The 25488-nt window shown below is 70.4% G+C and carries 28 protein-coding genes and 4 tRNA genes; 24 read left to right on the forward strand and 8 right to left on the reverse strand.

Annotation, left to right across the window (positions count from 1 at the left end; translation table 11 throughout):
* The first annotated feature begins 1 nt into the window (after position 1).
* The 5 genes from ABD858_RS18690 (at position 2) to ABD858_RS18710 (ending at position 5170) form a co-directional block, all read left to right on the forward strand.
* Entirely contained in the window at positions 2-1576 is a 1575-nt protein-coding gene (locus tag ABD858_RS18690) for a complex I subunit 4 family protein (protein ID WP_345038942.1), read from the forward strand.
* Complete coding sequence (locus ABD858_RS18695; protein ID WP_345038945.1) at positions 1573-3096, forward strand: NADH-quinone oxidoreductase subunit N; 1524 nt, start codon at positions 1573-1575, stop codon at positions 3094-3096. The genes ABD858_RS18690 and ABD858_RS18695 overlap by 4 nt, the downstream gene beginning before the upstream one ends.
* 140 nt (positions 3097-3236) lie before the next feature.
* The gene (gene htpX, locus ABD858_RS18700; protein WP_345038947.1) at positions 3237-4100 is read left to right on the forward strand and encodes a zinc metalloprotease HtpX; all 864 of its coding nucleotides are present in this window, start codon (positions 3237-3239) and stop codon (positions 4098-4100) included.
* Positions 4097-4489, forward strand: a complete 393-nt coding sequence (locus tag ABD858_RS18705) for a YccF domain-containing protein (protein WP_345038949.1) — start codon at positions 4097-4099, stop codon at positions 4487-4489. Before htpX ends, ABD858_RS18705 begins: the two co-directional genes overlap by 4 nt.
* A gap of 129 nt (positions 4490-4618) precedes the next feature.
* Positions 4619-5170, forward strand: a complete 552-nt coding sequence (locus ABD858_RS18710; RefSeq protein WP_345038951.1) for an SMI1/KNR4 family protein — start codon at positions 4619-4621, stop codon at positions 5168-5170.
* Here ABD858_RS18710 and ABD858_RS18715 read toward each other — a convergent pair.
* Genes ABD858_RS18715 through ABD858_RS18725 form a run of 3 tightly spaced genes read right to left on the reverse strand, consistent with a single transcriptional unit; the run spans position 5154 to position 7574 of the window.
* Positions 5154-6389: an APC family permease gene (locus ABD858_RS18715; RefSeq protein ID WP_345038954.1), complete on the reverse strand. Its 1236-nt coding sequence runs from the start codon at positions 6387-6389 to the stop codon at positions 5154-5156. The two genes, ABD858_RS18710 and ABD858_RS18715, sit on opposite strands and share 17 nt — an antisense overlap.
* Positions 6390-6399: 10 nt before the next feature.
* Entirely contained in the window at positions 6400-7074 is a 675-nt protein-coding gene (locus ABD858_RS18720; RefSeq protein WP_345038956.1) for an alpha-ketoglutarate-dependent dioxygenase AlkB family protein, read from the reverse strand.
* Complete coding sequence (locus ABD858_RS18725; protein WP_345038958.1) at positions 7071-7574, reverse strand: methylated-DNA--[protein]-cysteine S-methyltransferase; 504 nt, start codon at positions 7572-7574, stop codon at positions 7071-7073. The genes ABD858_RS18720 and ABD858_RS18725 overlap by 4 nt, the downstream gene beginning before the upstream one ends.
* Before the next feature lie 250 nt (positions 7575-7824).
* Here ABD858_RS18725 and ABD858_RS18730 point away from each other — a divergent pair, with 250 nt between their 5' ends.
* The gene (locus ABD858_RS18730) at positions 7825-8031 is read left to right on the forward strand and encodes a LuxR C-terminal-related transcriptional regulator (protein WP_345038960.1); all 207 of its coding nucleotides are present in this window, start codon (positions 7825-7827) and stop codon (positions 8029-8031) included.
* Here the strand turns inward: ABD858_RS18730 and ABD858_RS18735 are convergent.
* Positions 8022-8510 (reverse strand): YajQ family cyclic di-GMP-binding protein, encoded by a 489-nt coding sequence (locus ABD858_RS18735; RefSeq protein WP_345038962.1) that lies wholly within the window; start codon positions 8508-8510, stop codon positions 8022-8024. The genes ABD858_RS18730 and ABD858_RS18735 overlap by 10 nt on opposite strands.
* 297 nt (positions 8511-8807) lie before the next feature.
* On the opposite strand from ABD858_RS18735, the gene ABD858_RS18740 reads away from it, so the two are divergent.
* Together ABD858_RS18740 and ABD858_RS18745 are read left to right on the forward strand one after the other, a co-directional pair.
* A tRNA-Tyr gene (locus tag ABD858_RS18740) sits at positions 8808-8889 on the forward strand.
* 516 nt (positions 8890-9405) lie between these two features.
* Positions 9406-9678: a hypothetical protein gene (locus ABD858_RS18745; protein WP_345038964.1), complete on the forward strand. Its 273-nt coding sequence runs from the start codon at positions 9406-9408 to the stop codon at positions 9676-9678.
* A gap of 354 nt (positions 9679-10032) precedes the next feature.
* On the opposite strand, the gene ABD858_RS18750 is transcribed toward ABD858_RS18745, so the two are convergent.
* Positions 10033-10689, reverse strand: a complete 657-nt coding sequence (locus tag ABD858_RS18750) for an SDR family oxidoreductase (protein WP_345038966.1) — start codon at positions 10687-10689, stop codon at positions 10033-10035.
* 33 nt (positions 10690-10722) lie between these two features.
* Complete coding sequence (locus tag ABD858_RS18755; RefSeq protein WP_345038967.1) at positions 10723-11958, reverse strand: amidohydrolase family protein; 1236 nt, start codon at positions 11956-11958, stop codon at positions 10723-10725.
* Between the two features lie 207 nt (positions 11959-12165).
* Here ABD858_RS18755 and ABD858_RS18760 point away from each other — a divergent pair.
* The 11 genes from ABD858_RS18760 (at position 12166) to ABD858_RS18810 (ending at position 19528) form a co-directional block, all read left to right on the forward strand.
* Positions 12166-12238, forward strand: a tRNA-Thr gene (locus ABD858_RS18760).
* A 49-nt stretch (positions 12239-12287) separates the two neighbouring features.
* A tRNA-Met gene (locus ABD858_RS18765) sits at positions 12288-12360 on the forward strand.
* Between the two features lie 85 nt (positions 12361-12445).
* The gene (gene rpmG / locus ABD858_RS18770; protein WP_003948671.1) at positions 12446-12610 is read left to right on the forward strand and encodes a 50S ribosomal protein L33; all 165 of its coding nucleotides are present in this window, start codon (positions 12446-12448) and stop codon (positions 12608-12610) included.
* Between the two features lie 219 nt (positions 12611-12829).
* Positions 12830-13285 carry an FAS1-like dehydratase domain-containing protein gene (locus ABD858_RS18775; protein WP_345038968.1) on the forward strand — a complete coding sequence of 152 codons (456 nt, stop codon included), beginning with the start codon at positions 12830-12832 and terminating at the stop codon, positions 13283-13285.
* 5 nt (positions 13286-13290) lie between these two features.
* Positions 13291-13719, forward strand: coding sequence for a MaoC family dehydratase (locus ABD858_RS18780; protein ID WP_345038971.1), 429 nt, complete (start codon positions 13291-13293; stop codon positions 13717-13719).
* A gap of 81 nt (positions 13720-13800) precedes the next feature.
* Positions 13801-14370, forward strand: a complete 570-nt coding sequence (locus ABD858_RS18785) for a TetR/AcrR family transcriptional regulator (RefSeq protein WP_345038974.1) — start codon at positions 13801-13803, stop codon at positions 14368-14370.
* 72 nt (positions 14371-14442) lie between these two features.
* A complete protein-coding gene (locus tag ABD858_RS18790; protein ID WP_345038976.1) occupies positions 14443-15873 on the forward strand; it encodes a DHA2 family efflux MFS transporter permease subunit in 1431 nt (476 codons plus the stop codon).
* 15 nt (positions 15874-15888) lie between these two features.
* Positions 15889-16287 (forward strand): DUF3291 domain-containing protein, encoded by a 399-nt coding sequence (locus ABD858_RS18795; RefSeq protein ID WP_345038978.1) that lies wholly within the window; start codon positions 15889-15891, stop codon positions 16285-16287.
* A gap of 660 nt (positions 16288-16947) precedes the next feature.
* Positions 16948-18003, forward strand: a complete 1056-nt coding sequence (locus tag ABD858_RS18800) for a UDP-N-acetylmuramate dehydrogenase (protein ID WP_345038981.1) — start codon at positions 16948-16950, stop codon at positions 18001-18003.
* 95 nt (positions 18004-18098) lie between these two features.
* Positions 18099-18620 (forward strand): SigE family RNA polymerase sigma factor, encoded by a 522-nt coding sequence (locus ABD858_RS18805; RefSeq protein WP_345038983.1) that lies wholly within the window; start codon positions 18099-18101, stop codon positions 18618-18620.
* Positions 18617-19528 carry a hypothetical protein gene (locus ABD858_RS18810; protein ID WP_345038985.1) on the forward strand — a complete coding sequence of 304 codons (912 nt, stop codon included), beginning with the start codon at positions 18617-18619 and terminating at the stop codon, positions 19526-19528. The genes ABD858_RS18805 and ABD858_RS18810 overlap by 4 nt, the downstream gene beginning before the upstream one ends.
* Before the next feature lie 307 nt (positions 19529-19835).
* Here ABD858_RS18810 and ABD858_RS18815 read toward each other — a convergent pair whose 3' ends face one another.
* Both ABD858_RS18815 and ABD858_RS18820 read right to left on the reverse strand, forming a co-directional pair.
* Positions 19836-20888 (reverse strand): adenosine deaminase, encoded by a 1053-nt coding sequence (locus tag ABD858_RS18815; RefSeq protein ID WP_345038988.1) that lies wholly within the window; start codon positions 20886-20888, stop codon positions 19836-19838.
* 225 nt (positions 20889-21113) lie between these two features.
* Positions 21114-22340 (reverse strand): pyridoxal phosphate-dependent aminotransferase, encoded by a 1227-nt coding sequence (locus ABD858_RS18820; RefSeq protein WP_345038990.1) that lies wholly within the window; start codon positions 22338-22340, stop codon positions 21114-21116.
* Positions 22341-22566: 226 nt separating this feature from the next.
* On the opposite strand from ABD858_RS18820, the gene ABD858_RS18825 reads away from it, so the two are divergent.
* The 5 genes from ABD858_RS18825 (at position 22567) to rplA (ending at position 25383) form a co-directional block, all read left to right on the forward strand.
* Positions 22567-22639, forward strand: a tRNA-Trp gene (locus ABD858_RS18825).
* A 112-nt stretch (positions 22640-22751) separates the two neighbouring features.
* Complete coding sequence (secE, locus tag ABD858_RS18830) at positions 22752-23036, forward strand: preprotein translocase subunit SecE (protein ID WP_345038993.1); 285 nt, start codon at positions 22752-22754, stop codon at positions 23034-23036.
* A gap of 78 nt (positions 23037-23114) precedes the next feature.
* Entirely contained in the window at positions 23115-23984 is an 870-nt protein-coding gene (gene nusG / locus ABD858_RS18835; protein ID WP_345038995.1) for a transcription termination/antitermination protein NusG, read from the forward strand.
* Between the two features lie 156 nt (positions 23985-24140).
* Positions 24141-24575, forward strand: coding sequence for a 50S ribosomal protein L11 (gene rplK / locus ABD858_RS18840; RefSeq protein WP_345038997.1), 435 nt, complete (start codon positions 24141-24143; stop codon positions 24573-24575).
* Between the two features lie 85 nt (positions 24576-24660).
* On the forward strand, positions 24661-25383 hold the full coding sequence (gene rplA / locus ABD858_RS18845) for a 50S ribosomal protein L1 (RefSeq protein ID WP_345038999.1): 723 nt from the start codon (positions 24661-24663) through the stop codon (positions 25381-25383).
* Positions 25384-25488: the final 105 nt, after the last annotated feature.

Below are 25488 nucleotides of genomic sequence, written 5' to 3' on the forward strand. Positions count from 1 at the left end.
CGTGATCGATATCAGCGCATCCGTGATGCAATTCCTTCTCGCGTTCATCGTCGCCGGCCCGCTCCTCGGCGCCGCCGCGGCCCTGCTCCCCGCCCCGCCCGGGCTCAAGGGGAAGAGCCCCGAGCAGGCCGTGCTGCGCCACGGAGTGACCGTCACCGGCGCGGTGCTCGCCGCGGCGATCGTCCTGGCCCTCGGCTTCGACCACGACCAGCCGTCGAAGATGCAGGCCACGACCGACATCAGCTGGATCCCGGCGCTGGACGTGCGCATCCACCTCGGCGTCGACGGCATCTCGCTCCCCCTTCTCGTGATGACGGCGCTGCTGACCTTCCTCTGCGCGCTGTACAGCTACTTCAAGATGCCCGCGGGCCCGTCCCCCAAGGCATTCGTGGCACTGCTGCTCGTCCTCGAGTCCGGCACACTGGCGACCTTCGCCGTCCTCGACCTGCTGCTGTTCTTCCTGGCGTTCGAGATGGTGCTCATCCCGATGTACTTCCTCATCGCCCGCTGGGGCGGCGCGGGGAAGCAGGCAGCCGCCTGGAAGTTCATCCTCTACACGCTGCTCGGCTCCGTGGTCATGCTGCTCGGCCTGCTCCTCATCGGATTCAAGGCCGGCACGTTCGACATGGTGGCACTCGCCACTGACAACAGCGCCCTGAGCCACACCACCCAGCTCATCGCCGTCCTCGCCATCGGCCTCGGCCTCGCCGTGAAGACCCCGATGTGGCCGCTGCACAGCTGGCTTCCGGACGCCCACACCGCCGCGCCCACCGTCGGCTCGGTCCTCCTCGCGGGCGTCCTGCTGAAGATGGGCACGTACGGGTTCGTGCGGATCCTGCTCCCCATCACCCCCGACGGCATGCACACCCTCGCGCCCTACCTCGCGGCCTTCGCCGCCGTCGGCATCGTCTACGGATCCCTCGCCTGCCTGAACCTGGCCAAGCAGGGCACGGGCGGCGACCTCAAGCGCCTGATCGCGTACTCCTCGGTCGGCCACATGGGGTTCGTGCTGCTCGGCATCGCCACCCTGACCCCCACCGGCGTCAACGGCGCGCTCTTCGCCAACATCGCCCACGGCCTCATCACCGGTCTGCTCTTCTTCCTGGTCGGAGCCCTCAAGGACCGCTACGGCACCAGCGACCTCGACACCCTCGCCCAGGAGACCGGTGCCGCGCTCTACGGCCGCGCCCCACGCCTCGGCGGTCTCCTCGCCTTCGCCGCCGTCGCCTCCCTCGGCCTGCCCGGGCTGGCCGGCTTCTGGGGCGAGATGCTGGCGATGTTCGGCGCCTTCGACCCCGCCGAGGGCCTCAGCCGCCCGGCATTCCTCTTCTACATGGCGCTCGCCGGCCTCGGGACCCTGCTCACCGCCGCGTACCTCCTCGTCGTCGTACGCCGTGTGTGCATGGGTGCCCAGCCCGCCGCTGACGCCCCGCGGCTCGCGGATGTCCAGACGTACGAATTCGCCGCCTGGACCCCGCTCGTCGCCCTCACCGTCCTCGCCGGACTCTGGCCCGCGGTCCTCCTCGGCCTCACCGACCCGGCCGTGCAGAAGCTCCTCGCAGGAGGCAAGTCGTGACCGTGGCCGTACAGAGCCTCGTCCAGTCCGTCGACTGGCTCGCGATCGCCCCGCCGGTCATCACCGCGGCCACCGGGCTGCTCGTGCTCGTCGCGGACCTGTTCGTGTCCGAGAAGCGCAAGCCGCTGCTCGGCTGGTTCGCGGTCGCCGGGCTGGTCGCCGCGCTGGTCTCCCTGCTGCCGCTGCTCGACGGCGACCGATCGACCTTCTGCCTGACCGCCGTGCCCGGCAGGTCCGGAGCCTGCAGCTACAGCGCGGACCACTTCGCGCTGGCCATCCAGCTGCTGGTGCTCGTCGGCGCCCTGCTCACGGCACTGCTGTCGCTGCCCGAGACCCGGCAGAAGCTTCCCGCCGGCGAGTTCTGGTTCCTGCTGCTCTCCTCGGCGGCCGGCGCGGCCCTGCTGCCCGCCGCCCGTGACCTGGCCACCCTCGTCGTCGCCCTGGAGGTGGCCTCGCTGCCTGCCTTCGCCCTGGTAGGCCTCAGGCGAGGCGACCGGCTGTCCTCCGAAGCGGCACTGAAGTTCTTCCTGTCCTCGGTCGCCGCGACCGCCGTGACGCTGCTCGGCGTCAGCTTCGTCTACGCGGCCACCGGCACCCTCCACCTCACCGAGATCGCCGCCCGCCTCGACGACGTCCCGGCCCAGCTCGGCACACTCGTCGACGCGGGTGTCGCCCTGACCCTGGTCGGTTTCGCCTTCAAGACGGCCGCCGTGCCCTTCCACTTCTGGGTCCCCGACACCTATGTCGGGGCCCCGCTGCCCGTCGCCGCGTATCTGTCGGTCGTCGGCAAGGCCGTCGGCTTCTCCGGCCTGATCCTGGTCACGGTCGTCGCCTTCCCCTCGTACGCGCGCGTGTGGGGCCCGGCCGTGGCCGTGTTCGCCGCCCTCACCATGACCGTGGGCAACGCGGCCGCGCTGCGCCAGTCCGCCACCCGCTCCTTCAGCGCCGTCCGGCTGCTCGCCTGGTCCTCCGTGGGACAGGCCGGCTATCTGCTGGTGCCGATCGCGGCCGCCGCGTACTCCGGAAACCACCAGATCGGCTCCACCGTCGCGTACGCCCTCATGTACGTCGTGGTGAATCTGGGTGCCTTCGCCGTCGTCGCGGTCGTCAGCCGTAGCCACCCGCTCAACCGGATCGCCGACTACCGCGGCCTGTACGCCACGCGCCCGCTCGCCGCCCTCTCCCTCGGCTTCTTCCTGCTCTGCCTGGCCGGACTACCGCCGGGCATCATCGGGCTCTTCGCCAAGGTCACGGTCTTCCAGACGGCAGTGGAGGCCGGACTGGGCTGGCTGGCCGTCGTCATGGCCGTCAACGTCGTGATCGCCCTCTACTACTACCTCCAGTGGACGGCGATCCTCTTCCGTGCCCCGGAGCGCGTGGAAGAGGAGGCCGAGGCCGCGGCCCGCCCGCGGATCCCGGCGGTACTGGCCACGACGATCGGGCTGACGGCGGTCGCCGGAATCGTCCTGTCGGTCGCCCCCCAGCTGATCCTGCGGTTCGCCTCGGGCACCCTCTTCTGACAGGCCGGATCCACCCGGACGGCGTACGGCCACTCCGCGAGCACAAGGGAACCAGCAGCTTCCACCTGGCGTTGACCAGTACGGAAGGGTCCACTGGAAAGTGGAAAGGGTTCCCCGCCGCACCACCTGGAGGGCGTACCGTGCACCGCCGGCACAATGGGCTGAAGACGGCCGTACTTCTCGGGGGACTGTCCGCCCTCATCATCCTCATCGGCAGTTTCTTCGGGCGTGCGGGTCTCGTCGTCGCGCTCGTGGTCGCCATCGGCACCAATGCGTACGCGTACTGGAACAGCGACAAGCTGGCCCTGCGCGCCATGCGCGCCCGCCCGGTGAGCGAGTTCGAGGCCCCCGCGCTCTACCGCATGGTCCGTGAGCTGTCCACGGCCGCGCGGCAGCCCATGCCACGGCTCTACATCTCGCCGACCCAGGCCCCCAACGCCTTCGCGACCGGGCGCAACCCCCGCCATGCGGCCGTGTGCTGCACCGACGGCATCCTGCGCATCCTCGACGAGCGGGAGCTGCGCGGGGTCATCGGCCATGAGCTCAGCCATGTCTACAACCGCGACATCCTGATCTCCTCGGTCGCCGGCGCGCTCGCCTCCGTGGTGATGTTCCTGGTCAACTTCGCCTGGCTGATCCCGGTCGGCCGGTCCGACGACGACGAGGGGCCCGGTCTCCTCGGCATGCTCCTGATCGCCATCCTGGGCCCGATCGCCGCCGCCGTCATCCAGCTCGCCGTCAGCCGCTCCCGGGAGTACGAGGCCGACTCCTCCGGCGCACAGCTCACCGGCGACCCGCTGGCCCTCGCAAGCGCCCTGCGCAAGCTCGAGGCCGGCACGAAGCAGCTGCCGCTGCCGCCCGAGCCGAGGCTGGAGACCGCGAGCCACATGATGATCGCGAACCCCTTCCGGCCGGGGCAGGGCATGTCCAAGCTGTTCTCCACCCACCCGCCGATGGCAGAACGCATCGCCAGGCTCGAGCAGATGGCAGGTCGACGCCCATGAAGACAATCCTCAATGTCATATGGCTGGTTCTCTGCGGCTTCTGGATGTTCCTCGGCTACCTGGTCGCGGGGATCCTGCTGTGCGTCACGATCATCGGTATCCCCTTCGGCCTCGCCGCCTTCCGCATCGGGATCTATGCGCTGTGGCCCTTCGGCCACATGGTCGTCGAACGCCGTGACGCGGGCGCGCCCTCCTGTGTCGGCAACGTCCTGTGGCTCGTACTGGCCGGCTGGTGGCTGGCCCTGGGGCACATCGTCACGGGAGTTCTGCTCTGCCTCACGATCATCGGCATCCCGCTGGGCATCGCCAACTTCAAGCTGATCCCGGTTTCGCTGCTGCCCCTGGGCAAGGAGATCGTCCGTACGGACCAGCCCTTCGCGACCCGGTGACGGCGCCCATACCACGGCCGAGGTTCGCCGTCAGGAACCACATCTTCGGGCTGGACGGCCGCAGTGACGTCCTGCTGGCGCTGTGCGAGGACGGGCCCGATTGTCAGTGGCAGGGTCCACCATGAACCCATGAACGACATCGAGCGGTTGCTCCATGGCGTGGCGTCCGTCGCGCCCACCACCTTGGCGGGGCGGCTGACATCGCTGCCCGCGCCCGCGAGCGCCGAGGACGTCGCCCGGGCGGAGGCCGCCCTCGGCTTCGCCCTGCCGCCTCTGCTCGCCGGGCTCTACACCCGTATCGCGGACGGCGGTTACGGCCCGGAGTACGGCCTGTTCCCGCTCGTCGACGGGAAGAACCGCGGCCCGTCCGCCGTGGCGCGGTACCTCGCCCTGCGGGCACAGGGCGAGGGCGATCCCGACTGGGGCTGGCCGGAAGGGGTGCTGCCCATATCCGACTGGGGCTGCGCGATGCTCGCCTGCGTGGACTGCCGCAGCGAGAACGCCACCGTGCTCCTGTTCGAGCCCAACCCGGGCATAGCCGACCTGGCTTGGTACATCGACTCGCCCGGCCTCGCCGAGTGGCTGAGGGGATGGCTGGACGGCACGGCGTGGTTCTGCGAGGAGGACGGGGAGACCGACCTCGACATGGCACCCTGGCCGGAGTTCAGGGCGCGGATCTGACCCGCCGACGCACCCCGTACACCGCCGCGCCCAGCGCCAGCACCGCCGCGCCCGCGACGACCGACGACAGCGGAAGGGAGAACGCCAGGACCAGGCACCCGGCGAGTCCGGCCAGTGCCTCCGCTCGCCCGCGGCCGGAACCCAGTGTCCAGGCCGAGGCGTTGGCGATCGCGTAGTACGCCAGCACCCCGAACGACGAGAAACCGATCGCACCCCGCAGATCGGCCGTCGCCGCCACCACGGCCACCACCGCGCCCACGGCCGACTCCGCGTGGTGCGGCACCTGGAAACGGGGATGGACGGCCGCGAGGGTGCGCGGGAGATGGCCGTCCCGCGCCATGGCCAGCGTCGTACGGGAGACGCCCAGGATCAGCGCCAGCAGCGAGCCGAGGGCGGCCACGGCCGCGCCGGTACGCACCACCGGCGCCAGCTCCGGCACTCCCGCGGCCCGCACCGCGTCGGCCAGCGGTGCCGTCGCCTGCCCCAGCTGCTCCGCACCCAGCACGGAAAGGACGGCCACCGCCACGCACACATACACGGCCAGCGCGATGCCGAGCGCCAGCGGAACCGCGCGCGGGATCGTACGGGCCGGGTCGCGAACCTCCTCGCCCAGCGTGGCGATCCGCGCGTACCCGGCGAAGGCGAAGAACAGCAGCCCCGCCGCCTGGAGCACGCCGCCCGCCGTGGCGTCCGCCCCCACGTCCAGCCGGCCGAAGTCCGCCGCCCCCGACCCCGCACACACCACCACGACCCCCGCGAGGACCGCCAGAACGACCGCCACGATCACCCGGGAGAGCCATGCCGACTTCTGAACGCCGCCGTAGTTCACGGCGGTCAGCGCCACCACCGCGGCGACCGCCACGGCGTGCGCCTGCTCCGGCCGGATGTACGCTCCGGCGGTCAGCGCCATCGCCGCGCACGACGCGGTCTTGCCGACGACGAAGCCCCAGCCCGCCAGAAATCCCCAGAACGCGCCGAGCCGTTCCCGCCCGTACACATAGGTTCCGCCGGACGCCGGGTACCGGGCGGCGAGCCGGGCCGACGACATGGCGTTGCAGTACGCGACCACGGCGGCCAGTGCCAGGCCCACCAGCAGCCCCGAGCCCGCGGAGCGCGCGGCCGGCGCGAGCGCGGCGAAGATGCCCGCCCCGATCATCGATCCGAGCCCGATGACAACGGCGTCGAAGAGCCCGAGGGTTCGCCGCAGTTCCTGTGCCATGTGCCGCACCCTACTGAGCGGCCGGAACGCCCCCGAGGCCGGTCTCGCGCAGCGTGATGTTGAGCCGGCCGCCGCGCAGCCCAGTGGCCGGATCCCCGGTCCCGGCCAGCACCTTCGGCACACCGTGGTACGCGAAGCGCGCATCACCGCCGAAGACGAAGAGGTCCCCGGACCTGAGCTCCATGTCCGTCCAGGGCCGTCCGCGGTTCTCGGTGTTCCCGAACCGGAAGACGCAGGTGTCGCCGATACTCAGTGACACGACGGGCGCGCCGGACCGTTCCTCACGGTCCTGATGCATGCCCATCCTCGCCGAGCCGTCATAGAAGTTGATCAGTGCGGTGTCCGGTGTGCAGGCGGCGCCGGCCGCCTCGTCCTCGTAGGCCGCGGCGAGCGCCTCCCGCCCCAGCTCCAGCAGCCAGCCGGGAAAGTCCGCCACCCGGGCGCCGTTCACATCGTCCGCGGTACGCGAATAGCGGTACGGCTGCCAGTGCCATCCCACGCACACCGTCTCGACAGACATGACACCCCCGCCCGGAAGCACGGTGTGCCGCATGGGCACCGGTCCGCGCGCCCATTCCCGGCAGGCCGCGACCAGCTTCCGCTGCCGTTCCGGTGACAGCCAGCCGGGCACATGGACCGCCCCGGGAGCGATCACCGCCCGGGGCCGCGGGAAGAGCCCGATCACGTCTGCAACGCGCCTTCGAGTCCCAGGAGGTGCCGTTTTCGGTCGAGCCCGCCCGCGTACCCCCGGAGCGTTCCGTCCGCGCCGATCACCCGGTGGCAGGGCCGTACGACCAGCAACGGATTCCGCCCGATCGCGGTGCCCACGGCGCGCACCCCGGCCGCCGGGGCGCCGACGGCGCGGGCGATGTCTCCGTACGACGCCGTCGCGCCGTAGGGAATGGCGTCCAGCGCCGCCCACACCCGCCGCTGGAAGTCCGTACCGCCGGTGACGTACTCGATGTCGAAGCGGGTCAGGGTCCCGTCGAAGTACGCCCGCAGCTGCCGGGAGATCTCCCCGAACGCCCCGGGCGCCGGCCGCCACCCGTCCTGGACGGCCGCCCCGCCCTTCTGCCCGGGCATCGAGAGCGAGACCAGCGCGGTGCCGCCCTCGGCGGTGGCGGACTCCTCGCCGACCAGCAGCAGTTCGCCCAGCGGGCTGTCGAAGGTCGCGTACACGGTCATCGCTTCACCTTTCCTCGCGTGACGCCGAGTGACTACGAGTCTGCGACCCGGTCCTGCGGAAAACCGGCGGGTTTCGGACATCGAGCCGGGCGCCCGCCCGCGTCGAACGGCGCCGCGGCGGAAGAGCGTCCGCCCAGGCCGCGTTGCAGTCGGCGGCCGCGGTCTTCGACCGGGCCGGCGCGGCCCCCTGGCTGGCGCCGGCCACCGAGATGTACGGCACCGAACCGGCGCCGCCCATGGCGCGGCGTCAGTGCTCACCGAGGCGCTCCTGGTCGTCCAGGGGGCGAGCAGCCAGGAGGCCGCCGCGAAGCTCTACCTCGGCGTCAAGACCGTCGAGGCCCGGCTGACCCGCATCCACCAGAAGCTGGACGTGCGTTCCCGCGCCCGGTTGGCCACTGCCTGCACTGGGCTCCTGGGCGGGCGGCCAGGAGCCCTTCCGGCAGCTGCCTACCGGTAGTTGACGAACTGCAGCGCGAAGTCGAGGTCCTTGCCCTTCAGTAGCGCGATCACGGCCTGCAGGTCGTCCCGGCTCTTCGAGGTGACCCGCAGCTCGTCGCCCTGCACCTGCGCCTTGATGCCCTTGGGCCCCTCGTCGCGGATGATCTTCGCCACCTTCTTGGCGTTCTCCTGGGAGATGCCCTCCTGGATCGAGGCGAAGATCTTGTACTCCTTGCCCGACAGCTGAGGCTCGCCGGCGTCCAGGGCCTTCAGCGAGATCCCGCGCTTGATCAGCTTGGACTCGAAGACGTCGAGGATCGCCTTGACCCGGTCCTCGGAGTTGGCCTCCATCAGGATCTTCTCGCCGGACCACGAGATCGAGGCACCCACGCCCTTGAAGTCGTAGCGCTGCGAGATCTCCTTCGCGGCCTGGTTGAGGGCGTTGTCGACCTCCTGCCGCTCGACCTTCGAGACGATGTCGAAACTGGAGTCGGCCATGTCCTGTGGCTCCTTCATCGGATGTCCGGATGTACGCCGCAAGCCTAAGGCCCTGTCCGGCCGATCATGCCGGGCTCGCGACGCCTCGGTGCCCGCCGCGGAGCGGCTGATGCCACATCAGCCGCTCCGCGACGGGCACTCCCCGATCCGGCCTGATCGACCGGACCGGACCTGGCCACCCGGGCCGCACCGGACCGCTGATCAATCCGGTGGCGAAGCACCCCCGGTCATCAGGTATCGTTTACGTCGTTGCCAGGGAGCACCGCACCACAGCGGAACTCCTGGGTGACATCCCATGGCGGTGTGCCCGAGTGGCCAATGGGAGCGGACTGTAAATCCGTCGGCTTAGCCTACCCAGGTTCGAATCCTGGCGCCGCCACAGGAATGAGAGGGCCCGTGGCCAGCGGAAACGCTGGCTGCGGGCCCTCTCGCCGTTCACCGGGGGCCTGTGGGCGGGGATACGAGCTGCGTCTGCTCGCCCCCATGGACGAACGGGCGCCGGCCGAACTCGTGGACGCGGCGCTCGCCCGGCTGCCCTTCGTCGTTCGGTCGGCGGTGAGGAACGTACGTCGAGCGAGGCGATGGTCGTGGAGAGGCCGACCCACGACCCAAGTCGAGGTCTGGGTGTTCGAGGTCCACGTGGTGCGCGTGTTTGACGCCCTGGGCTCCCATTGCCTGCGCGTGGGATCGCGAGTGCCGGAAAGCCACGGGTGTGTCCTGCCGCCGGGCCGGAGTGCGTGCGGCGGCGGGCTGCCCTAGCGTCGGAAGGAGGAGGGGCGGTCCTGCCGAGCCGACGGGTGTGGGCCCGGGGGCACGGCCGCACACCGGCCACGTCCGCTGCTCGGCGCATTGAATCGGCGAATTCCCGACCAACCCTGGAGGGCAGGTGCCTCCCATGCGCACGTCGGCCCGTATCGCCGGTGTCCTCACCGGTATGACCCTCGCATTCGGCGGCGTGGCCTTCGCCGCTCCCGCCGCCCACGCGGACATTCCGGCCTGCACGAACATGGTCCAGCAAGCGGGCATCGAAGTCTCGGACGCCGTCAGAACGGCGTGCACCCGAGGTGTGCACAATGACCTGCGGGGCTGTGTGAACGCCCTGACCGAGGCCGGCGTGCCGGGCGGCGCCGCGAACGGTGCCTGCCGGATGGCGGCCAACCCGCCGTGACGCCTCCCTGCCCGCGTACGTCACCACGGCCGTCGCAGGCGAGGTGGATCTTCGTGGTAGTCCGCACACACCGACGACGAACCGACTTTGCGAACACGCCCTCACCAGGCGCGGGTCCGGAAGTCCTCCACCGGCGGGATGCTCCGCCGCGACGGGTCCGGCACCTTGGTCTGGGCCCGCAGGGCGGCGAACGGCGCGTCATCACCGCGACCGCGGCGATCACGCCGAGCAGAGCGCCGACGCCACCCGACACGGCGTCCAGCAGCACCGGGGTCAGCGCGGCCGACGCGACGGCGAGCCGCAGCAGCATGCCGCCTCTGCGGCGGACTTTCCTGGCGCGGCCGCGCGATGCGCTCAGTTCCCCGCGATGTCCTTCACCGCGACCGAGACGGGCACATGGCCGGAGATCAGCTCCAGGGTCAGGCCCGCCGTCGCCGGGGTGTCGATGAGCTCCAGCAGGACCGTCGCCACATCGTCGCGCGGTACGGATCCGCGTCCCGTTTTCGCCTCCAGGCGGACCAGGCCGGTTCCGGGGTCGTTGGTCAGCATCCCGGGGCGGAGGATCGTCCAGTCCAGGTGGGCGTGGGAGCGCACGTACGCGTCCGCCGCACCTTTGGCCCGCAGGTAGGCGTCGAAGACCTCGTCGCCGTGGTGGTCCGGGTCGGCGCCCATCGACGACACGACGACGAGGCGCCGTACGCCCGCGCGTTCCGCCGCGTCCGCGAAGAGCACCGCGGCGCCGCGGTCCACCGTGTCCTTGCGGGCGGCGCCGCTGCCGGGTCCGGCGCCGGCGGCGAACACCGCTGCGTCGGCCCCGCGCAGGACCTCGGCGATCTCGTCGACGGAGGCCGATTCCAGATCGTGGACGGCCGGGTCGGCGCCGGCCGCTCGCAGGTCCTCCGCCTGCTCCGGGTCGCGGATGATTCCCACGGCCTCGTCCCCGCGCGCGGCGATCAGATGCTCCAGCCGCATCGCGATGTGCCCGTGTCCTCCAGCGATGACAATGCGCATGTTCCGACCGTACGTCCGAACGGCGGCCTCCGCTCAGGGACCCGGGTCCGGGCGCCCCTGACGTGGCAGGTCGAGCGCGACGGCCGCGGCCGAGTCGCAGTACTCGCGTACCGCGCTGGTACGGGCCACCACGCGCCCCCGGTGGATCACGACCCTGCTGTAGGCGAGCGAGAGCACCCCTTCGATGCGCTCGCCGCGCACCGCCAGCAGTTCGGCCGGGAAACCGGCCTCCACCCGCACCTCGGGCATCCCCATCGCCTCGCGTGCGGCCGCCGACACCGCCTCGTACGCCTGTCCAGCCCGCAGCCCGGACTGCGAGGCCAGCAGGAAGGCGGCCTCCAGCGGGTCCCCGCGCCCCACCGGGTTGGCCGCGTCCCGCAGTGCTCCGCTGCCCGCGGCGACCCGTACCCCGGCCGCCCGTAGCAGCCGTACCGGGGCGGTGCCCCGTTGGTCGACGGCTGCGCAGCCGCCCTGGGGCAGGCAGATCACCGACACTCCGGCGGCGGCGAGCAGGTCGGCGGCTCGCACGGCGACCTCGTGCGGGAGCCGGGCGAGTCCGGCACACGGACCGATGGCGACGCCGGGCCGCAGCCCGCCCGCCATCGAGGCGAGCCGGGCGAGCCGTGCCGGGTCGCCGCCGTCCGTGTGCAGGTCGACATGGCAGCCGTGTTCGACCGCGATCTCCAGTACGGCCTCGACGTATCCGGCCGGGTCGGGGTCGAGGTCGGGGCAACCGCCCACGACCGAGGCGCCCATTTTCACGGCGTCCCGCAGCATCGCCAGGCCGTCCGCCCCGGCGGCCCCGGTGAGCAGCCGGGGGACGGCGACGGCGGTCAGTTCGGCGAGTCCGCGCAGGGAACGCCCGGCCTCCAGGACGCCCTCCAGCGGGTCGAGTCCTTGCACATCGCCGATGCGTACGTGCGAACGCAGGGCGGTCGCGCCGTGTCCGAGCTGGAGCAGCGCGGCCTCGGTGGCGCGGCGCTGGACGTCCTCGGGCCCGTACGTCAGCGGCCCGGCGGCGTCGGCGGTGAGCGCGGTGTCGCTGTGGGCGTGCGGTTCGGCGGGGGCGGGGAGCAGCAGGAAGCCGCCGAGGTCGACGCGCGAGGAGTGTGCCGCGGTGAGGCTGCCGGCGGTGCCGACCGCTTCGATGCGCCCGCCGCTGAGCCGGACGTCCACGATGCGCCCGTCGGTGAGCCGCGCGCCGCACAGCAGCAGAGCGGTGGTGTCGGCGGAGGCGCCGTCGGACGGATGCGGCCGGCTGTCGGGCATCGCGCTCCCTGAGGGTGGCCGGGTCTACAAGATCACACAGCGTGGGTCGAGCCTAGGGGCGCTCCGTCCCGGCTTCGAGGAGGAGCGCAATAGTCGTACCGGTGTGGCCTCGAGTGGCCTACGGGACGAGTGAGGTGAGGGTGCGGTGAGCCGCCGAGGAACGGATTTGGGCGATCGGCTGCCGACCGTGTAATGTCTTCATCGCTCGCCCCAATAGCTCAGTCGGCAGAGCGTCTCCATGGTAAGGAGAAGGTCTACGGTTCGATTCCGTATTGGGGCTCTGGTGTCGGGTGATCCTCGTCTTCGGGCGAGGGGATCCGTGACATCAAAGCGGTGTAGCTCAGTCGGTAGAGCAAGCGGCTCATAATCGCTGTGTCACCGGTTCAAGTCCGGTCACCGCTACACACGGTAGCCGATTGTGGGGTCGGTCCTTCGATCGGCTACTCTTTCTTGCGTTCATCCGTCCATCCGTCCAAGGAGCACTCACGTGGCTGCCACCGACGTCCGCCCGAAGATCACGCTGGCCTGCGTGGAGTGCAAGGAGCGGAACTACATCACCAAGAAGAACCGGCGTAACAACCCGGACCGTCTTGAGATGAAGAAGCACTGCCCGCGTTGCAACGCGCACACCGCGCACCGCGAGACGCGCTGAATCAGGCTCGTATACGAGGCCGTCCCCTTGCCCGGGGGCGGCCTCGTGTCGTTGGCTGGGTCTGCCTCCGGGGCGCCCCGAGCCTGTGTCGAGGGTCCCTCCTTTGTCGGGACCTCTGTACGTTCTCCTTTTCGACACAGGCGGTGCCCTTCGGCTCGCTCGCGTCGTTTGTCGTGCCCATCCATGCAGGAAGTCAGGAAGTCAGGGAGGAACGAGTCCATGGCGCTCGACCAGTCCTTCGTGGGGCGGTCCTACCCACCCACTCCCGCTTATGAAGTCGGCCGCGAGAAAATCCGCGAGTTCGCCGAGGCGGTCGGTGACACCAATCCCGCGTACACGGATCCGGACGCCGCCAAGGCGCTGGGGCACTCCGATGTGATCGCTCCGCCGACCTTTGTCTTCGCCATCACCTTCAAGGCCGCCGGTGTGGTCATCGAGGACCCGCAGCTCGGCCTGGACTACAGCCGGGTGGTGCACGGCGACCAGAGGTTCTCGTACACGCGCCCGGTGCGGGCGGGGGACCGGCTCTCGGTCACCTCGACCATCGAGTCGGTGAATTCCCGTGCGGGCAACGACATCCTGGACATCCGCGGTGAGGTCCACGACGAGTCCGGTGAGCATGTCGTGACGGCGTGGACGAAGCTGGTCGCCCGTGCGGCCGGCGAGGAGGGCTGAGGGCAATGGCGGCGAAGATCGCATACGACGAGGTCGAGGTCGGCACCGAACTGCCCGCGCAGACCTTTCCGGTGACGCGTGCCACGCTCGTCCAGTACGCGGGGGCCTCCGGGGACTTCAACCCGATCCACTGGAACGAGAAGTTCGCCAAGGAGGTCGGGCTGCCGGACGTGATCGCGCACGGCATGTTCACCATGGCCGAGGCGATCCGTGTGGTGACCGACTGGGCGGGCGACCCGGGAGCGGTCGTGGAGTACGGCGTCCGCTTCACCAAGCCGGTGGTCGTGCCCAACGACGACAAGGGCGCGGTCATCGAGGTCAGCGGCAAGGTCGCGGCGAAGCTGGACGACGACCAGGTCCGCGTCGACCTCACGGCCATGTCGGCCGGCCAGAAGGTGCTGGGCATGTCCCGCGCCGTGGTCCGGCTGGCCTGACGCGCGCGAGGGCAGCCGCTTCCGGCGGCTGCCCTTTCGTACTCTTGACTTTATTAGTGATTGGCCACTAACTTGACCGTCATGGTCAGGATGAGTGCGGAGGAGCGGCGCGAGAGCGTCATCCGCGCCGCGATGCACGAGTTCGCGCGCGGAGGCTACTACGGGACGTCCACCGAGGCGATCGCCAAGCGGGTGGGTGTCTCGCAGCCGTACCTCTTCCGGCTCTTCCCGAACAAGCAGGCCATTTTCCTTGCCGCGGCGGCCCGCTGCCAGGAGGACACCCGTCGCGTGTTCGAGGAGGCGTCCGAGGGTCTGCACGGCGAAGAGGCCCTGCATGCCATGGCCAACGCCTATATGGGACTCATCAACGAAGACCCCGACCGGCTGCTGCTGCAGATGCAGGTGTACGTCACGGTGGCAGCCGCAGAGGTGGCGGGCGACCACGAATTCGGCGAGACGGTACGGGCCGGCTGGATGAAGCTCTGGGACGCCGTGCATCTTCCGCTCGGCGCCGACGTCGGTGAGACCACGACCTTCCTGGCATGCGGGATGCTCGTCAACACCCTCGTCGCCATGGGCTTCCCGCCCGAGCACCGGGTCTGGGAGGGCTTCTATCCCTCGGCGCGCACGCTCGGCCGCCTCGAAAAGTAACGCCGTACGACGCAGTACTTCTTCACGTTCACGAAAGTTAGTCATCAATAACTAACCCCATGGGGGGGAACAGTGAACCAGCACTCGTCGGCCCGCCGCGGCGGAGCCGTCTGGGCCCTCGTCATCACGAGCGTCGCCGGCTTCATGGCGGCCCTCGACAACCTCGTCGTCACCACGGCCCTGCCCTCCATCCGGGCCGACCTCGGGGGAGCCCTCGAAGACCTCGAATGGACCGTCAACGCCTACACCCTCACCTTCGCGGTCCTGCTCATGTTCGGCGCCGCACTCGGTGACCGCTTCGGGCGCCGCCGGCTCTTCATGGCCGGACTCGTCGTCTTCACCGGCGCCTCCGCCGCGGCAGCCCTGGCACCCGGCATCGGCGCGCTCATCGTCGCCCGCGCGGTCCAGGGCACCGGTGCCGCGATCATGATGCCGCTGACCCTCACCCTGCTCACGGCCGCCGTCCCGGCCCAACGCCGTGGCGCCGCCCTGGGCATCTTCAGTGCCGTCACCGGCCTCGCCGTCGCCTGCGGCCCGCTCATCGGCGGCAGTCTCACCGAACACATCGCCTGGCAGTGGATCTTCTGGCTGAACGTCCCGCTCGGCCTTGCCCTCCTTCCGCTCGCCCGGCTGCGCCTCACCGAGTCGTACGGCCCGAACTCCCGCCTCGACGTCCGCGGCACCCTCCTCGCCAGCGCCGGACTCTTCGGCGTCGTCTACGCCCTGGTCAACGCCAACGCCGACGGCTGGACCAGCGGCCCCGTCCTCACCGGCCTGATCGCCGGCACGGCCCTGCTCGGCGGCTTCGTCCACCACGGCATCCACAACAGGAACCCCATGCTGCCCATGCGGCTCTTCCGCAGCCGTGCCTTCACCGGCATCAACGCCGCGAGCCTGCTGATGTACCTCGGCATGTTCGGCTCGATCTTTCTGCTGAGCCAGTTCCTGCAGACCGTCGTCGGTTACTCGCCGACCGAGGCCGGCCTGCGCATGCTGCCCTGGACCGCCATGCCGATGATCGTGGCGCCCATCGCGGGCGTCCTCTCCGACCGCATCGGCGGCCGCCCCGTCGTCGCGACCGGACTCGCCCTGCAGGCCGTCGGACTCGGGCTGTACGCCCTGGTGCTCTCGCCCGACGTCTCGTACACCGCGCAGCTCCCGGCCCTGATCGTCAGCGGCATCGGCATGGCCCTGTACTTTGCCCCGGCCGCGCACCTGGCGATGTCCAGCGTCCGGCCGGCCGAGCAGGGCATCGCCTCCGGCGCCAACAACGCACTGCGCGAGGTCGGGGGCGCCCTCGGCGTCGCCGTGCTGGCCTCGGTCTTCTCCGCGCAGGGCGGCTACGAGTCCGCCTCGGCGTTCGTCGACGGCACCGTCCCGGCGCTCTGGATCGGCGCGGCAGCGGTGGCCGTGGCCGCCCTGGCAGCCCTCCTGATCCCGTCCCGCGGCCCCCTCGTGGCGGAGCCGGTGTCCGACAAGGTTCCCGCCCGCGCCTCTGTCTGAAACGGAGCCCTCGCCATGCCCGATGTGTCCTGGTTCACACCCGACCGGCCCGCACCCCACACCGAGGCCTACGTCATGGCTTCGCGGTTCGAGACCCGCACCCTGTTCGGCGCCTTCCGGTTCTTCCTGAAGGCGCCCGGCATCCTGCGGCAGCTCCGTTCGGCGCCCGGTGCCTACGGCGCCACGCTCAGGGCCCGCCCACTGCGGCGGACCTTCCTGACGCTGTCCGCGTGGGAGTCCCGCGACGCGCTGTACCGGTTCGCGGGCAGCGACCCGCATCGCTCCAGCGCACGCGCGCTGCGGCCGCTGATGCGTGACTCGGCGTTCACCTGTTGGGCCGTGGATGCGGACGGGCTGCCGCTCGGCTGGGACGAGGCGGAGCGCAGGCTCGCGAACCAGGAGGCGACGCGCTGAACTGGGCCGCGCCGCCCAGGTGGGCCGGTGTGTCCGTCCTCGAGCGCCGGACGGGGCTGGGAGCCCGACGCCCCCCGTGGGGTGGGCCGGTGTCCGGGCCGTAAAACGTGATGTGTGTCGCGCGACGACTTCTGTTGCTCGATTCGGCTGAGCAGCAGGGACCGGCTACGAGGGCAGCACGGACGACCTCGTTGTCGCAGGTCGCGGTCCGAGCGTCGGAACCACCCGGGAATTGCGCAGCAGAGTCCGACTGTGCCGGTCGACTCTTCTGACCACGAGACCGCGCGGCGTACGGGGGTCCGGGGTTGCCCCCGGAAAGACACAGCATGCTCGGCCCGGGCGGTACCCCCGCAGCGCCACCCGGGCGGTACCACCTGCAGCGGCACCCGGCCTGCGCGCGGCCCTCGGGCGTCGCACCGGGCCCGGACGGCGCCCGCCGCGTGCCGCACTCGGGCGTCGCACCCGGCCCGCGCGGTACCGGGCGGCGTCGCACCGGGCCCGGACGGCGCCCGCCGCGTGCCGCACTCGGGCGTCGCACCCGGCCCGCGCGGTACCGGGCGGCGTCGCACCCGGCCCGGACGGCGCCTACTGACGCGTGGCACCCTCGGCCCGGCCAACACCCCAAGCGTCACTCACCCGGGCCACGGCTACCCTGTGCGGGTGCAGGAACTCCACGATGCCCCTCTCGCCCCCCTGACCACCTTCCGGCTCGGCGGCCCCGCCACCCGGCTCGTCGCGGCCACCACGGACGACGAGGTGATCGCCACCGTTCGCGAGGCGGACGCCACCGGCACCCCGCTCCTCATCATCGGCGGCGGCAGCAACCTGGTCATCGGTGACAAGGGCTTCGACGGCACCGCCCTGCGCATCGCCACCAAGGGCTTCACCCTCGACGGCACCCGTCTCGAACTCGCCGCCGGCGAGGTATGGACGGACGCCGTCGCCCGCACCGTCGAGGCGGGTCTGGCCGGGATCGAGTGCCTCGCCGGCATCCCGGGCTCGGCCGGCGCGACCCCGATCCAGAACGTCGGCGCGTACGGCCAGGAGGTGGCCGGCACGATCACCGAGGTGGTCGCTTACGACCGCCGCTCCGGTGAGACGGTCACCATCCCCGCCACCGAATGCGCGTTCTCGTACCGGCACAGCCGTTTCAAGCAGGACCCGGACCGCTTCGTCGTGCTGCGCGTCCGGTTCGAGCTGGAGGACGCGGACGGCATGTCGGCGCCCGTCAAGTACGCCGAGACGGCCCGCACCCTGGGCGTCGAGCCCGGCGACCGGGTCCCGCTGGCGGCCGCCCGCGAGACGGTGCTCAAGCTGCGTGCGGGCAAGGGCATGGTGCTGGACCCGGAGGACCATGACACCTGGTCGGCGGGTTCGTTCTTCACCAACCCGATCCTGACGAACGGTGAGTACGAGGCCTTCCTCGCCCGTGTGCGAGAGCGTCTGGGCCCGGACGTCACCCCTCCTGCCTTCCCGGCGGGGGAGGACCGCACCAAGACCTCCGCCGCCTGGCTGATCGACAAGGCCGGCTTCACCAAGGGCTACGGCATGGGCCCGGCCCGTATCTCCACCAAGCACACGCTCGCCCTCACCAACCGCGGCGAGGCGACCACCGAAGACCTGCTGGCCCTGGCCCGCGAAGTCGTGGCCGGCGTCCGTGACGCCTTCGGAATCACGCTGGTGAACGAGCCGGTGACGGTCGGCGTGACCCTCTGAGAACGCTCCGGAAAAGAGTGGAACCCCGCGGAATCCCCAGGTTGTCGAGTGGGTGACAGGGTCTTCGGACCGCACACTCGTCGAGGGGAGCACCCGTGGGGACGGGGGCCGCAGGTGAAGCCGACTTCACGGCGTTCACACAAGCGACGTACGCCTCACTGCTGCGCACCGCCCGCCTGCTGACAGGGGACAGTCACGCTGCCGAGGACCTGGTCCAGGCCGCCCTGGTCAAGGTCTACCTGCACTGGAGCCGGTCCGCCGCGTGGGCGTCACCGCAGGCGTACGCCCGCAAAGTGGTCGTCAACCTCTACGCGACCTGGCGCCGGCGCCGCTGGCACGCCGAGATCGCGCACTCGGACCACGCCGCCGAGGCCGACGGCCGGGACATGGCGGGCGGCGCCGAGGCGCGGCTGGAACTGGCCCGCGCGCTCACCACCCTCCCCCGGGCCCAGCGCGCGGTCGTGGTGCTCCGCTTCTACGAGGACCTGTCGGTGGAAGAGACGGCCGAACTGCTCGGCTGTTCGCCCGGGACGGTCAAGAGCCGGACCAACAGGGCCTTGGAGCGGCTGCGCGCCACGGGCGTGCTCGCCGGTTACGCGGGAAGGGCTGCGCGATGAGCGATGAGGAGCTGCTGCGGCGGGGACTCCAGGAACTGGCGGAGTCGGAACCGGCAGGGGGCCCGCCCCCCGTGGACACCCTGGTGGCACGTGGCCGCCGCACACGCCGTCTCCGGCGGTCGCTGGCCGTCGGAGGAGCCACGCTGCTGTTCGCCGGGGGATCGGTGCTCGGTGTGTGGTGGCAGACGGAACCGGCGCTGAAACCCCCTCCGCTGGCCGTCAAGTCGAAGTTGCCACGCCCGCTGCCGTTCCACGGGCCGTACACGCCGCAGCCACCGTCCAAGCCGGGCGAACCGCTGGACACCGGGCCCGTGAAGCCCGCGACAGGCGTGCGCTACCGCTACGACCTGTCCGCCGTCTGCGGCATGCAGTACGCGGTCTTCGACGGCCGGGTGTGGGAGCGCAGCACGGACGGGCCGCAGCACATGCCGAGCTTGATCGGGGACCGCGTGCACGGGTACATGCGCTGGACGGAGGGGTACCGGACCCGGGCGGAGGTGGACACGGCCACGTTCGAGACCGACTCGCCCGCCCTGCCCCCGCTGACCTTCCACCCACTCTCCGGCGACGTGCCGTCCTGTGTCTCCCAGGAGCCGAAGCGGAGGCACTCCGATGCCCCGGCCGCCGTACCCGGTCCTGCGCACCCGCGCATCGGCGTCAGGTACGTGTACGACATGACCAAGGACTGCGGCATGCGCTACGCCGTGTTCGGCGGGCGCCTGTGGAAGGTCCCGGGACGTTTCGCCCCCGGTTCGCTGGTGGAGTGGGTGAACGACCTACCCGTCCCGGCGCACATGACCCAGGTGTCCCGGGACAGGGCTGTCCTCGAGATGCCGGCCTTTCCGGGGGAAGAGCCCCGGAAGATCACCTATTACGCCGTGAACGGCCGGGGCTACGACTGCTCCTAGGCGTGTCCTGAAGATCTTGGAATCGCGCCCGGCTTGCACCGGTTCATGGCGATTGACATTTACTGGCAATCCGGGGCGAGTCAGGCGGCCGGAGCAAGATCTTCATCGGTCTTCCAGGGGGCCGGCCGCGTCGTGTGCGCCGCAGGAGGCGTACGAGGAGGAGGGGCACCGGGGAGACCCACCATGGAGGTCAACGGCAAGCGCGTCCCCAAGGAGTACGGCGGGCTCCTCCACAGCCCGAAGGCGTTCGCGACCGCCTTCGAACGACTGAAACGCTCGCTGCTCCACTGACCGCCGACGGCCGGCGTCAGCCGGCCAGCCAGTCGTCCACGCCCGCCAGCAGCTTGGCCTGCACACCCGCAGGCGCCGCCGCGGCGCGCACCGACTGACGCGCCAGTTCGGCGAGCTCGGCGTCGGTGAAGCCGTGGTGGTGCCGGGCGATCTCGTACTGCGCCGCCAGCCGGGACCCGAAGAGCAGCGGGTCGTCCGCGCCGAGCGCCATCGGGACGCCCGCGTCCCACAGGGTGCGCAGGGGCACCTCCTCGGGCGTCCCGTAGACGCCCAGGGCCACGTTCGAGGCCGGGCACACCTCGCAGGTCACTCCCCGCTCGGCCAGCTTCCGCAGCAGCCGGGGGTCCTCGGCCGCGCGCACGCCGTGGCCGACGCGCGAGGCGTGCAGGTCGTCCAGGCAGTCCCGGACACTCGCCGGGCCGGCCAGCTCGCCGCCGTGCGGCGCGGCGAGCAGCCCGCCCTCCCGGGCGATCGCGAAGGCACGGTCGAAGTCACGCGCCAGGCCCCGGCGCTCGTCGTTGGAGAGCCCGAAACCGACGACTCCGTGGTCGGCGTACCGGACCGCGAGCCGGGCGAGCGTACGGGCGTCCAGCGGGTGCTTCATACGGTTCGCGGCGACCAGCACGCGCATGCCGAGGCCGGTGTCCCGCGAGGCGGTCTCCACGGCGTCCAGGATGATCTCCAGGGCCGGGATCAGACCGCCTAGCCGGGGTGCGTACGAGGTGGGGTCGACCTGGATCTCCAGCCATCCGGAGCCGTCCCGGAGGTCCTCCTCGGCGGCCTCGCGCACCAGCCGCTGGATGTCCTCGGGTTCGCGCAGGCAGGAACGCGCCATGTCGTACAGCCGCTGGAAGCGGAACCAGCCGCGCTCATCGGTGGCCCGCAGTTTCGGGGGCTCCCCGCCGGTCAGTGCGTCGGGCAGATGGACGCCGTACTTGTCGGCAAGCTCGAGCAGGGTCGCGGGCCGCATCGAGCCGGTGAAGTGCAGATGAAGATGAGCCTTGGGCAGCAGCCGCAGATCTCGTACGTCCGGGGGGTTCGGGGGGTGCTCCCCTGAAAAGGCCAGCATTCATGGATCTTGCCGCATGCGTCCGTGGTCCGGCACCCCCTTTCCCCGATCGGGTTCTTGTCCGAACGCAGAAACGAGCGGGCGCCCGGAAAGCTCCGGGCGCCCAAAAGAACCGCAACCATCAATTGAGTGACCCCCGCGGCGAGCAACCACGTCCGCGAGAGCGGCTGGCGGCACCCCTGGGGGCACCCTCAGGGACAGCCGGGGGAGGTTCAGCCGCAAAAGTCAGCCGCGGGCTTCGGCCAGCAGCTTCTGGATCCGCGAGACGCCCTCGACCAGGTCCTCGTCGCCCAGGGCGTAGGACAGCCGCAGGTAGCCCGGCGTGCCGAAGGCCTCGCCCGGGACGACCGCGACCTCGGCCTCGTCCAGGATCAGCGCGGCGAGTTCGACCGAGGTGGCCGGGCGCTTGCCGCGGATCTCCTTGCCGAGCAGGCCCTTGACGGACGGGTACGCGTAGAAGGCGCCCTCCGGCTCCGGGCACAGCACGCCGTCGATCTCGTTGAGCATCCGGACGATCGTGCGACGGCGGCGGTCGAAGGCGACCTTCATCTCGTCCACGGCCGACAGGTCACCGGAGACGGCGGCGATGGCCGCGACCTGGGCGACGTTCGACACGTTGGACGTGGCGTGCGACTGGAGGTTGGTCGCGGCCTTGACGATGTCCTTCGGGCCGATGACCCACCCGACACGCCAGCCGGTCATCGCGTACGTCTTGGCGACACCGTTGACGACGATGCACTTGTCGCGCAGCTCCGGCACGACGACCGGGAGCGACGAGAACTCGGCGTCGCCGTAGACCAGGTGCTCGTAGATCTCGTCCGTCAGCACCCACAGGCCGTGCTCGGCGGCCCAGCGGCCGATCTCCTCGACCTGCTCACGGGGGTAGACGGCGCCGGTGGGGTTGGACGGGGAGACGAAGAGCAGCACCTTCGTGCGCTCCGTGCGCGCCGCCTCCAGCTGCTCCACCGAGACCCGGTAGCCGGTGGTCTCGTCGGCGACGACCTCGACCGGGACACCGCCCGCGAGCCGGATCGACTCGGGGTAGGTGGTCCAGTAGGGCGCGGGGACGATGACCTCGTCGCCCGGGTCGAGGATCGCGGCGAAGGCCTCGTAGATGGCCTGCTTGCCGCCGTTGGTGACCAGGATCTGCGAGGCGTCGACCTCGTAGCCGGAGTCGCGCAGCGTCTTGGCCGCGATCGCCTCCTTCAGCTCGGGCAGGCCGCCGGCCGGGGTGTAGCGGTGGTACTTCGGGTTCTTGCAGGCCTCGATCGCGGCGTCGACGATGTAGCCGGGAGTCGGGAAGTCGGGCTCGCCGGCGCCGAAGCCGATCACCGGACGCCCGGCGGCCTTGAGGGCCTTGGCCTTGGCGTCGACAGCGAGGGTCGCGGACTCGGAGATCGCGCCGATACGGGCGGAGACCCGGCGCTCGGTGGGAGGAGTTGCAGCGCTCATGCGGCCATGGTCCCAGACCGCAAACGGCATCGGCACACAGGTTTCGCCAAGCGGACAAGACGGTTCCGGACGGGCTTCCGGACCGGGTCGGGGAAGCTTCCGGAGCTATCTGTTCGACGAGTGGCCCAAGACCACGTACACTCACCTGTCGTTGGCCCTCACCAGCAAGTCTGCCTTGTGCACTCCGAGCACTCGGTCGGATGCGGTAGGTTGGGGGACACCACAAAGGGTCGTAGCTCAATTGGTAGAGCACCGGTCTCCAAAACCGGCGGTTGGGGGTTCAAGTCCCTCCGGCCCTGCTACACACTCCTTTCGCCAGGATGTGTGCGCATCGCATGTACGTACTTCAATGCACCGCCGTGCGGCTCCACCGGGCGCGGCACGGCCACGACCCGGAATCAGGTGAGAGACGTGACGGACGCCGTGGGCTCCATCGACATGCCTGATGCCCAGGATGAGGCAGCGGAGTCCAAGAAGCCGCGCAAGGGCGGCAAGCGCGGCAAGAAGGGCCCTCTGGGCCGCCTCGCGACCTTCTACCGCCAGATCATCGCCGAGCTGCGCAAGGTCGTCTGGCCGACGCGCAGCCAGCTGTCGACATACACCACCGTGGTGATCGTCTTCGTGGTCGTCATGATCGGCATCGTGACCGTGATTGACTATGGCTTCCAGGAAGCCGTCAAGTACGTCTTCGGCTGATCTCGCGAAGGGCGCCTCTTCCGGCGCCCGCTTTCGCATTTGTTCCACCCCATCTGTATCCAGGAAGAAGCAGCCACCGTGTCTGACCCGAACCTGAACGACGCCAACGAGTCGGCCGAGTCCATCGAGGACCAGCTCGGCATCGTGGAGGCGGCCGACGAGGACCAGGCCGAAGCTGCTGACGCCGCCGCCGGCGAGGCCGCCGAAGAGGCCGCGATCCACGTCGAGGACGAGGGCGCCCAGGACGTGGAGGACCTCGAGGCCGAGGAGTCCCTCGAAGAGGACGCCGAGGCTGCCGAGGCTGCCGAGGAGACCGAGGCCGCCGCTCCCGTCGACCCGGTCGAGGCGCTGCGCCAGGAGCTGCGCGGTCTGCCCGGCGAGTGGTACGTGATCCACACCTACGCGGGCTACGAGAAGCGCGTGAAGGCCAACCTGGAGCAGCGTGCCGTCTCGCTGAACGTCGAGGACTTCATCTACCAGGCCGAGGTGCCCGAGGAAGAGATCGTCCAGATCAAGAACGGCGAGCGCAAGAACGTCAAGCAGAACAAGCTGCCCGGCTATGTGCTCGTCCGTATGGATCTGACGAACGAGTCCTGGGGTGTTGTCCGCAACACGCCCGGCGTCACCGGCTTCGTGGGCAACGCCTACGACCCGTACCCGCTGACCCTGGACGAGATCGTCAAGATGCTCGCCCCGGAGGCCGAGGCCAAGGCCGCCCGCGAGGCCGCCGAGGCCGAGGGCAGGCCGGCGCCGGCCCGCAAGCTCGAGGTCCAGGTGCTGGACTTCGAGGTGGGCGACTCGGTCACCGTCACGGACGGCCCGTTCGCCACGCTCCAGGCCACGATCAACGAGATCAACGCCGACTCGAAGAAGGTCAAGGGCCTCGTCGAGATCTTCGGCCGCGAGACTCCGGTCGAGCTGAGCTTCGACCAGATCCAGAAGAACTGATCCCACGCTTCCGGACAGGTCAGACAAGCCCCAGTGGCTTGTCTGACCTGCTCGGTTTTTGGCCGCGCGTAGGTACCCGTTATCGTTGTGCGGTATGCCTCCATCCGGATCATCCGGATGAGGGCGGAAAACTCTCACTAGGACCCGGAGAGAGCAATGCCTCCCAAGAAGAAGAAGGTCACGGGGCTTATCAAGCTCCAGATCAACGCCGGTGCGGCGAACCCGGCTCCGCCGGTCGGCCCCGCGCTGGGTCAGCACGGCGTCAACATCATGGAGTTCTGCAAGGCCTACAACGCCGCGACCGAGTCGCAGCGTGGCTGGGTGATCCCGGTGGAGATCACGGTCTACGAGGACCGCTCCTTCACCTTCATCACCAAGACTCCGCCGGCCGCGAAGATGATCCTCAAGGCCGCGGGTGTGGAGAAGGGCTCCGGCGAGCCGCACAAGACCAAGGTCGCGAAGCTTACGCGTGACCAGGTCCGCGAGATCGCCACCACCAAGATGCCCGACCTGAACGCGAACGACCTGGACGCCGCCGAGAAGATCATCGCCGGTACCGCTCGTTCCATGGGCATCACGGTCGAGGGCTGACCTCAACCCCCCTTGTGACCTCCAGTGGCAGGGCCAGGCGCTGGCCCGGACCACGACTCCACGCTCGAAACAATCAGGAGCAGAAGTGAAGCGCAGCAAGACTCTCCGCGCTGCGGACGCCAAGATCGACCGGGAGCGTCTGTACGCCCCCCTCGAGGCCGTCCGTCTTGCCAAGGAGACCTCCGCGACCAAGTTCGACGGCACCGTCGAGGTCGCCTTCCGCCTGGGTGTCGACCCGCGCAAGGCCGACCAGATGGTCCGTGGCACCGTGAACCTCCCGCACGGCACCGGTAAGACCGCCCGGGTCCTGGTCTTCGCGACCGGCGACCGTGCCGAGGCCGCGCGTGCCGCGGGCGCCGACATCGTCGGCGCCGACGAGCTGATCGACGAGGTCGCGAAGGGCCGTCTGGACTTCGACTCGGTCGTCGCCACCCCGGACCTCATGGGCAAGGTCGGCCGCCTCGGCCGTGTGCTCGGTCCCCGTGGCCTGATGCCGAACCCGAAGACCGGCACCGTGACGATGGACGTCACCAAGGCCGTCACCGACATCAAGGGCGGCAAGATCGAGTTCCGCGTCGACAAGCACTCGAACCTGCACTTCATCATCGGCAAGGTGTCCTTCGACGACACCAAGCTGGTGGAGAACTACGGCGCCGCGCTGGAGGAGATCCTCCGTCTGAAGCCGTCCGCCGCGAAGGGCCGGTACATCAAGAAGGCCGCCATCACCACCACGATGGGCCCCGGCATTCCGGTCGACCCGAACCGCACCCGCAACCTCCTCGTCGAGGAGGACCCGGCCGCCGTCTGACCGGGCCGAGCGCGACCGGCTCGAATCGGTCAAGCATGAAGCCGGGCCCCGCACCTCTTCCCGAGGTGCGGGGCCCGGCTTTATTCGGTCTTCATTGTCAGAGGG

The sequence above is a fragment of the Streptomyces sannanensis genome (assembly GCF_039536205.1).
Classification (GTDB): domain Bacteria; phylum Actinomycetota; class Actinomycetes; order Streptomycetales; family Streptomycetaceae; genus Streptomyces; species Streptomyces sannanensis.

Bases quoted from the DNA above. Each gene is read 5' to 3' on its own strand.
- ABD858_RS18705 (WP_345038949.1), top strand. From the start codon at position 4,097: ATGAAGACAATCCTCAATGTCATATGGCTGGTTCTCTGCGGCTTCTGG.
- ABD858_RS18710 (WP_345038951.1), top strand. From the start codon at position 4,619: ATGAACGACATCGAGCGGTTGCTCCATGGCGTGGCGTCCGTCGCGCCC.
- ABD858_RS18715 (WP_345038954.1), bottom strand. From the start codon at position 6,389: ATGGCACAGGAACTGCGGCGAACCCTCGGGCTCTTCGACGCCGTTGTC.
- ABD858_RS18725 (WP_345038958.1), bottom strand. From the start codon at position 7,574: ATGACCGTGTACGCGACCTTCGACAGCCCGCTGGGCGAACTGCTGCTG.
- ABD858_RS18735 (WP_345038962.1), bottom strand. From the start codon at position 8,510: ATGGCCGACTCCAGTTTCGACATCGTCTCGAAGGTCGAGCGGCAGGAG.
- ABD858_RS18745 (WP_345038964.1), top strand. From the start codon at position 9,406: ATGCGCACGTCGGCCCGTATCGCCGGTGTCCTCACCGGTATGACCCTC.
- ABD858_RS18750 (WP_345038966.1), bottom strand. From the start codon at position 10,689: ATGCGCATTGTCATCGCTGGAGGACACGGGCACATCGCGATGCGGCTG.
- ABD858_RS18755 (WP_345038967.1), bottom strand. From the start codon at position 11,958: ATGCCCGACAGCCGGCCGCATCCGTCCGACGGCGCCTCCGCCGACACC.
- ABD858_RS18775 (WP_345038968.1), top strand. From the start codon at position 12,830: ATGGCGCTCGACCAGTCCTTCGTGGGGCGGTCCTACCCACCCACTCCC.
- ABD858_RS18780 (WP_345038971.1), top strand. From the start codon at position 13,291: ATGGCGGCGAAGATCGCATACGACGAGGTCGAGGTCGGCACCGAACTG.
- ABD858_RS18785 (WP_345038974.1), top strand. From the start codon at position 13,801: ATGGTCAGGATGAGTGCGGAGGAGCGGCGCGAGAGCGTCATCCGCGCC.
- ABD858_RS18795 (WP_345038978.1), top strand. From the start codon at position 15,889: ATGCCCGATGTGTCCTGGTTCACACCCGACCGGCCCGCACCCCACACC.
- ABD858_RS18810 (WP_345038985.1), top strand. From the start codon at position 18,617: ATGAGCGATGAGGAGCTGCTGCGGCGGGGACTCCAGGAACTGGCGGAG.
- ABD858_RS18815 (WP_345038988.1), bottom strand. From the start codon at position 20,888: ATGCTGGCCTTTTCAGGGGAGCACCCCCCGAACCCCCCGGACGTACGA.
- ABD858_RS18820 (WP_345038990.1), bottom strand. From the start codon at position 22,340: ATGAGCGCTGCAACTCCTCCCACCGAGCGCCGGGTCTCCGCCCGTATC.
- rplK (WP_345038997.1), top strand. From the start codon at position 24,141: ATGCCTCCCAAGAAGAAGAAGGTCACGGGGCTTATCAAGCTCCAGATC.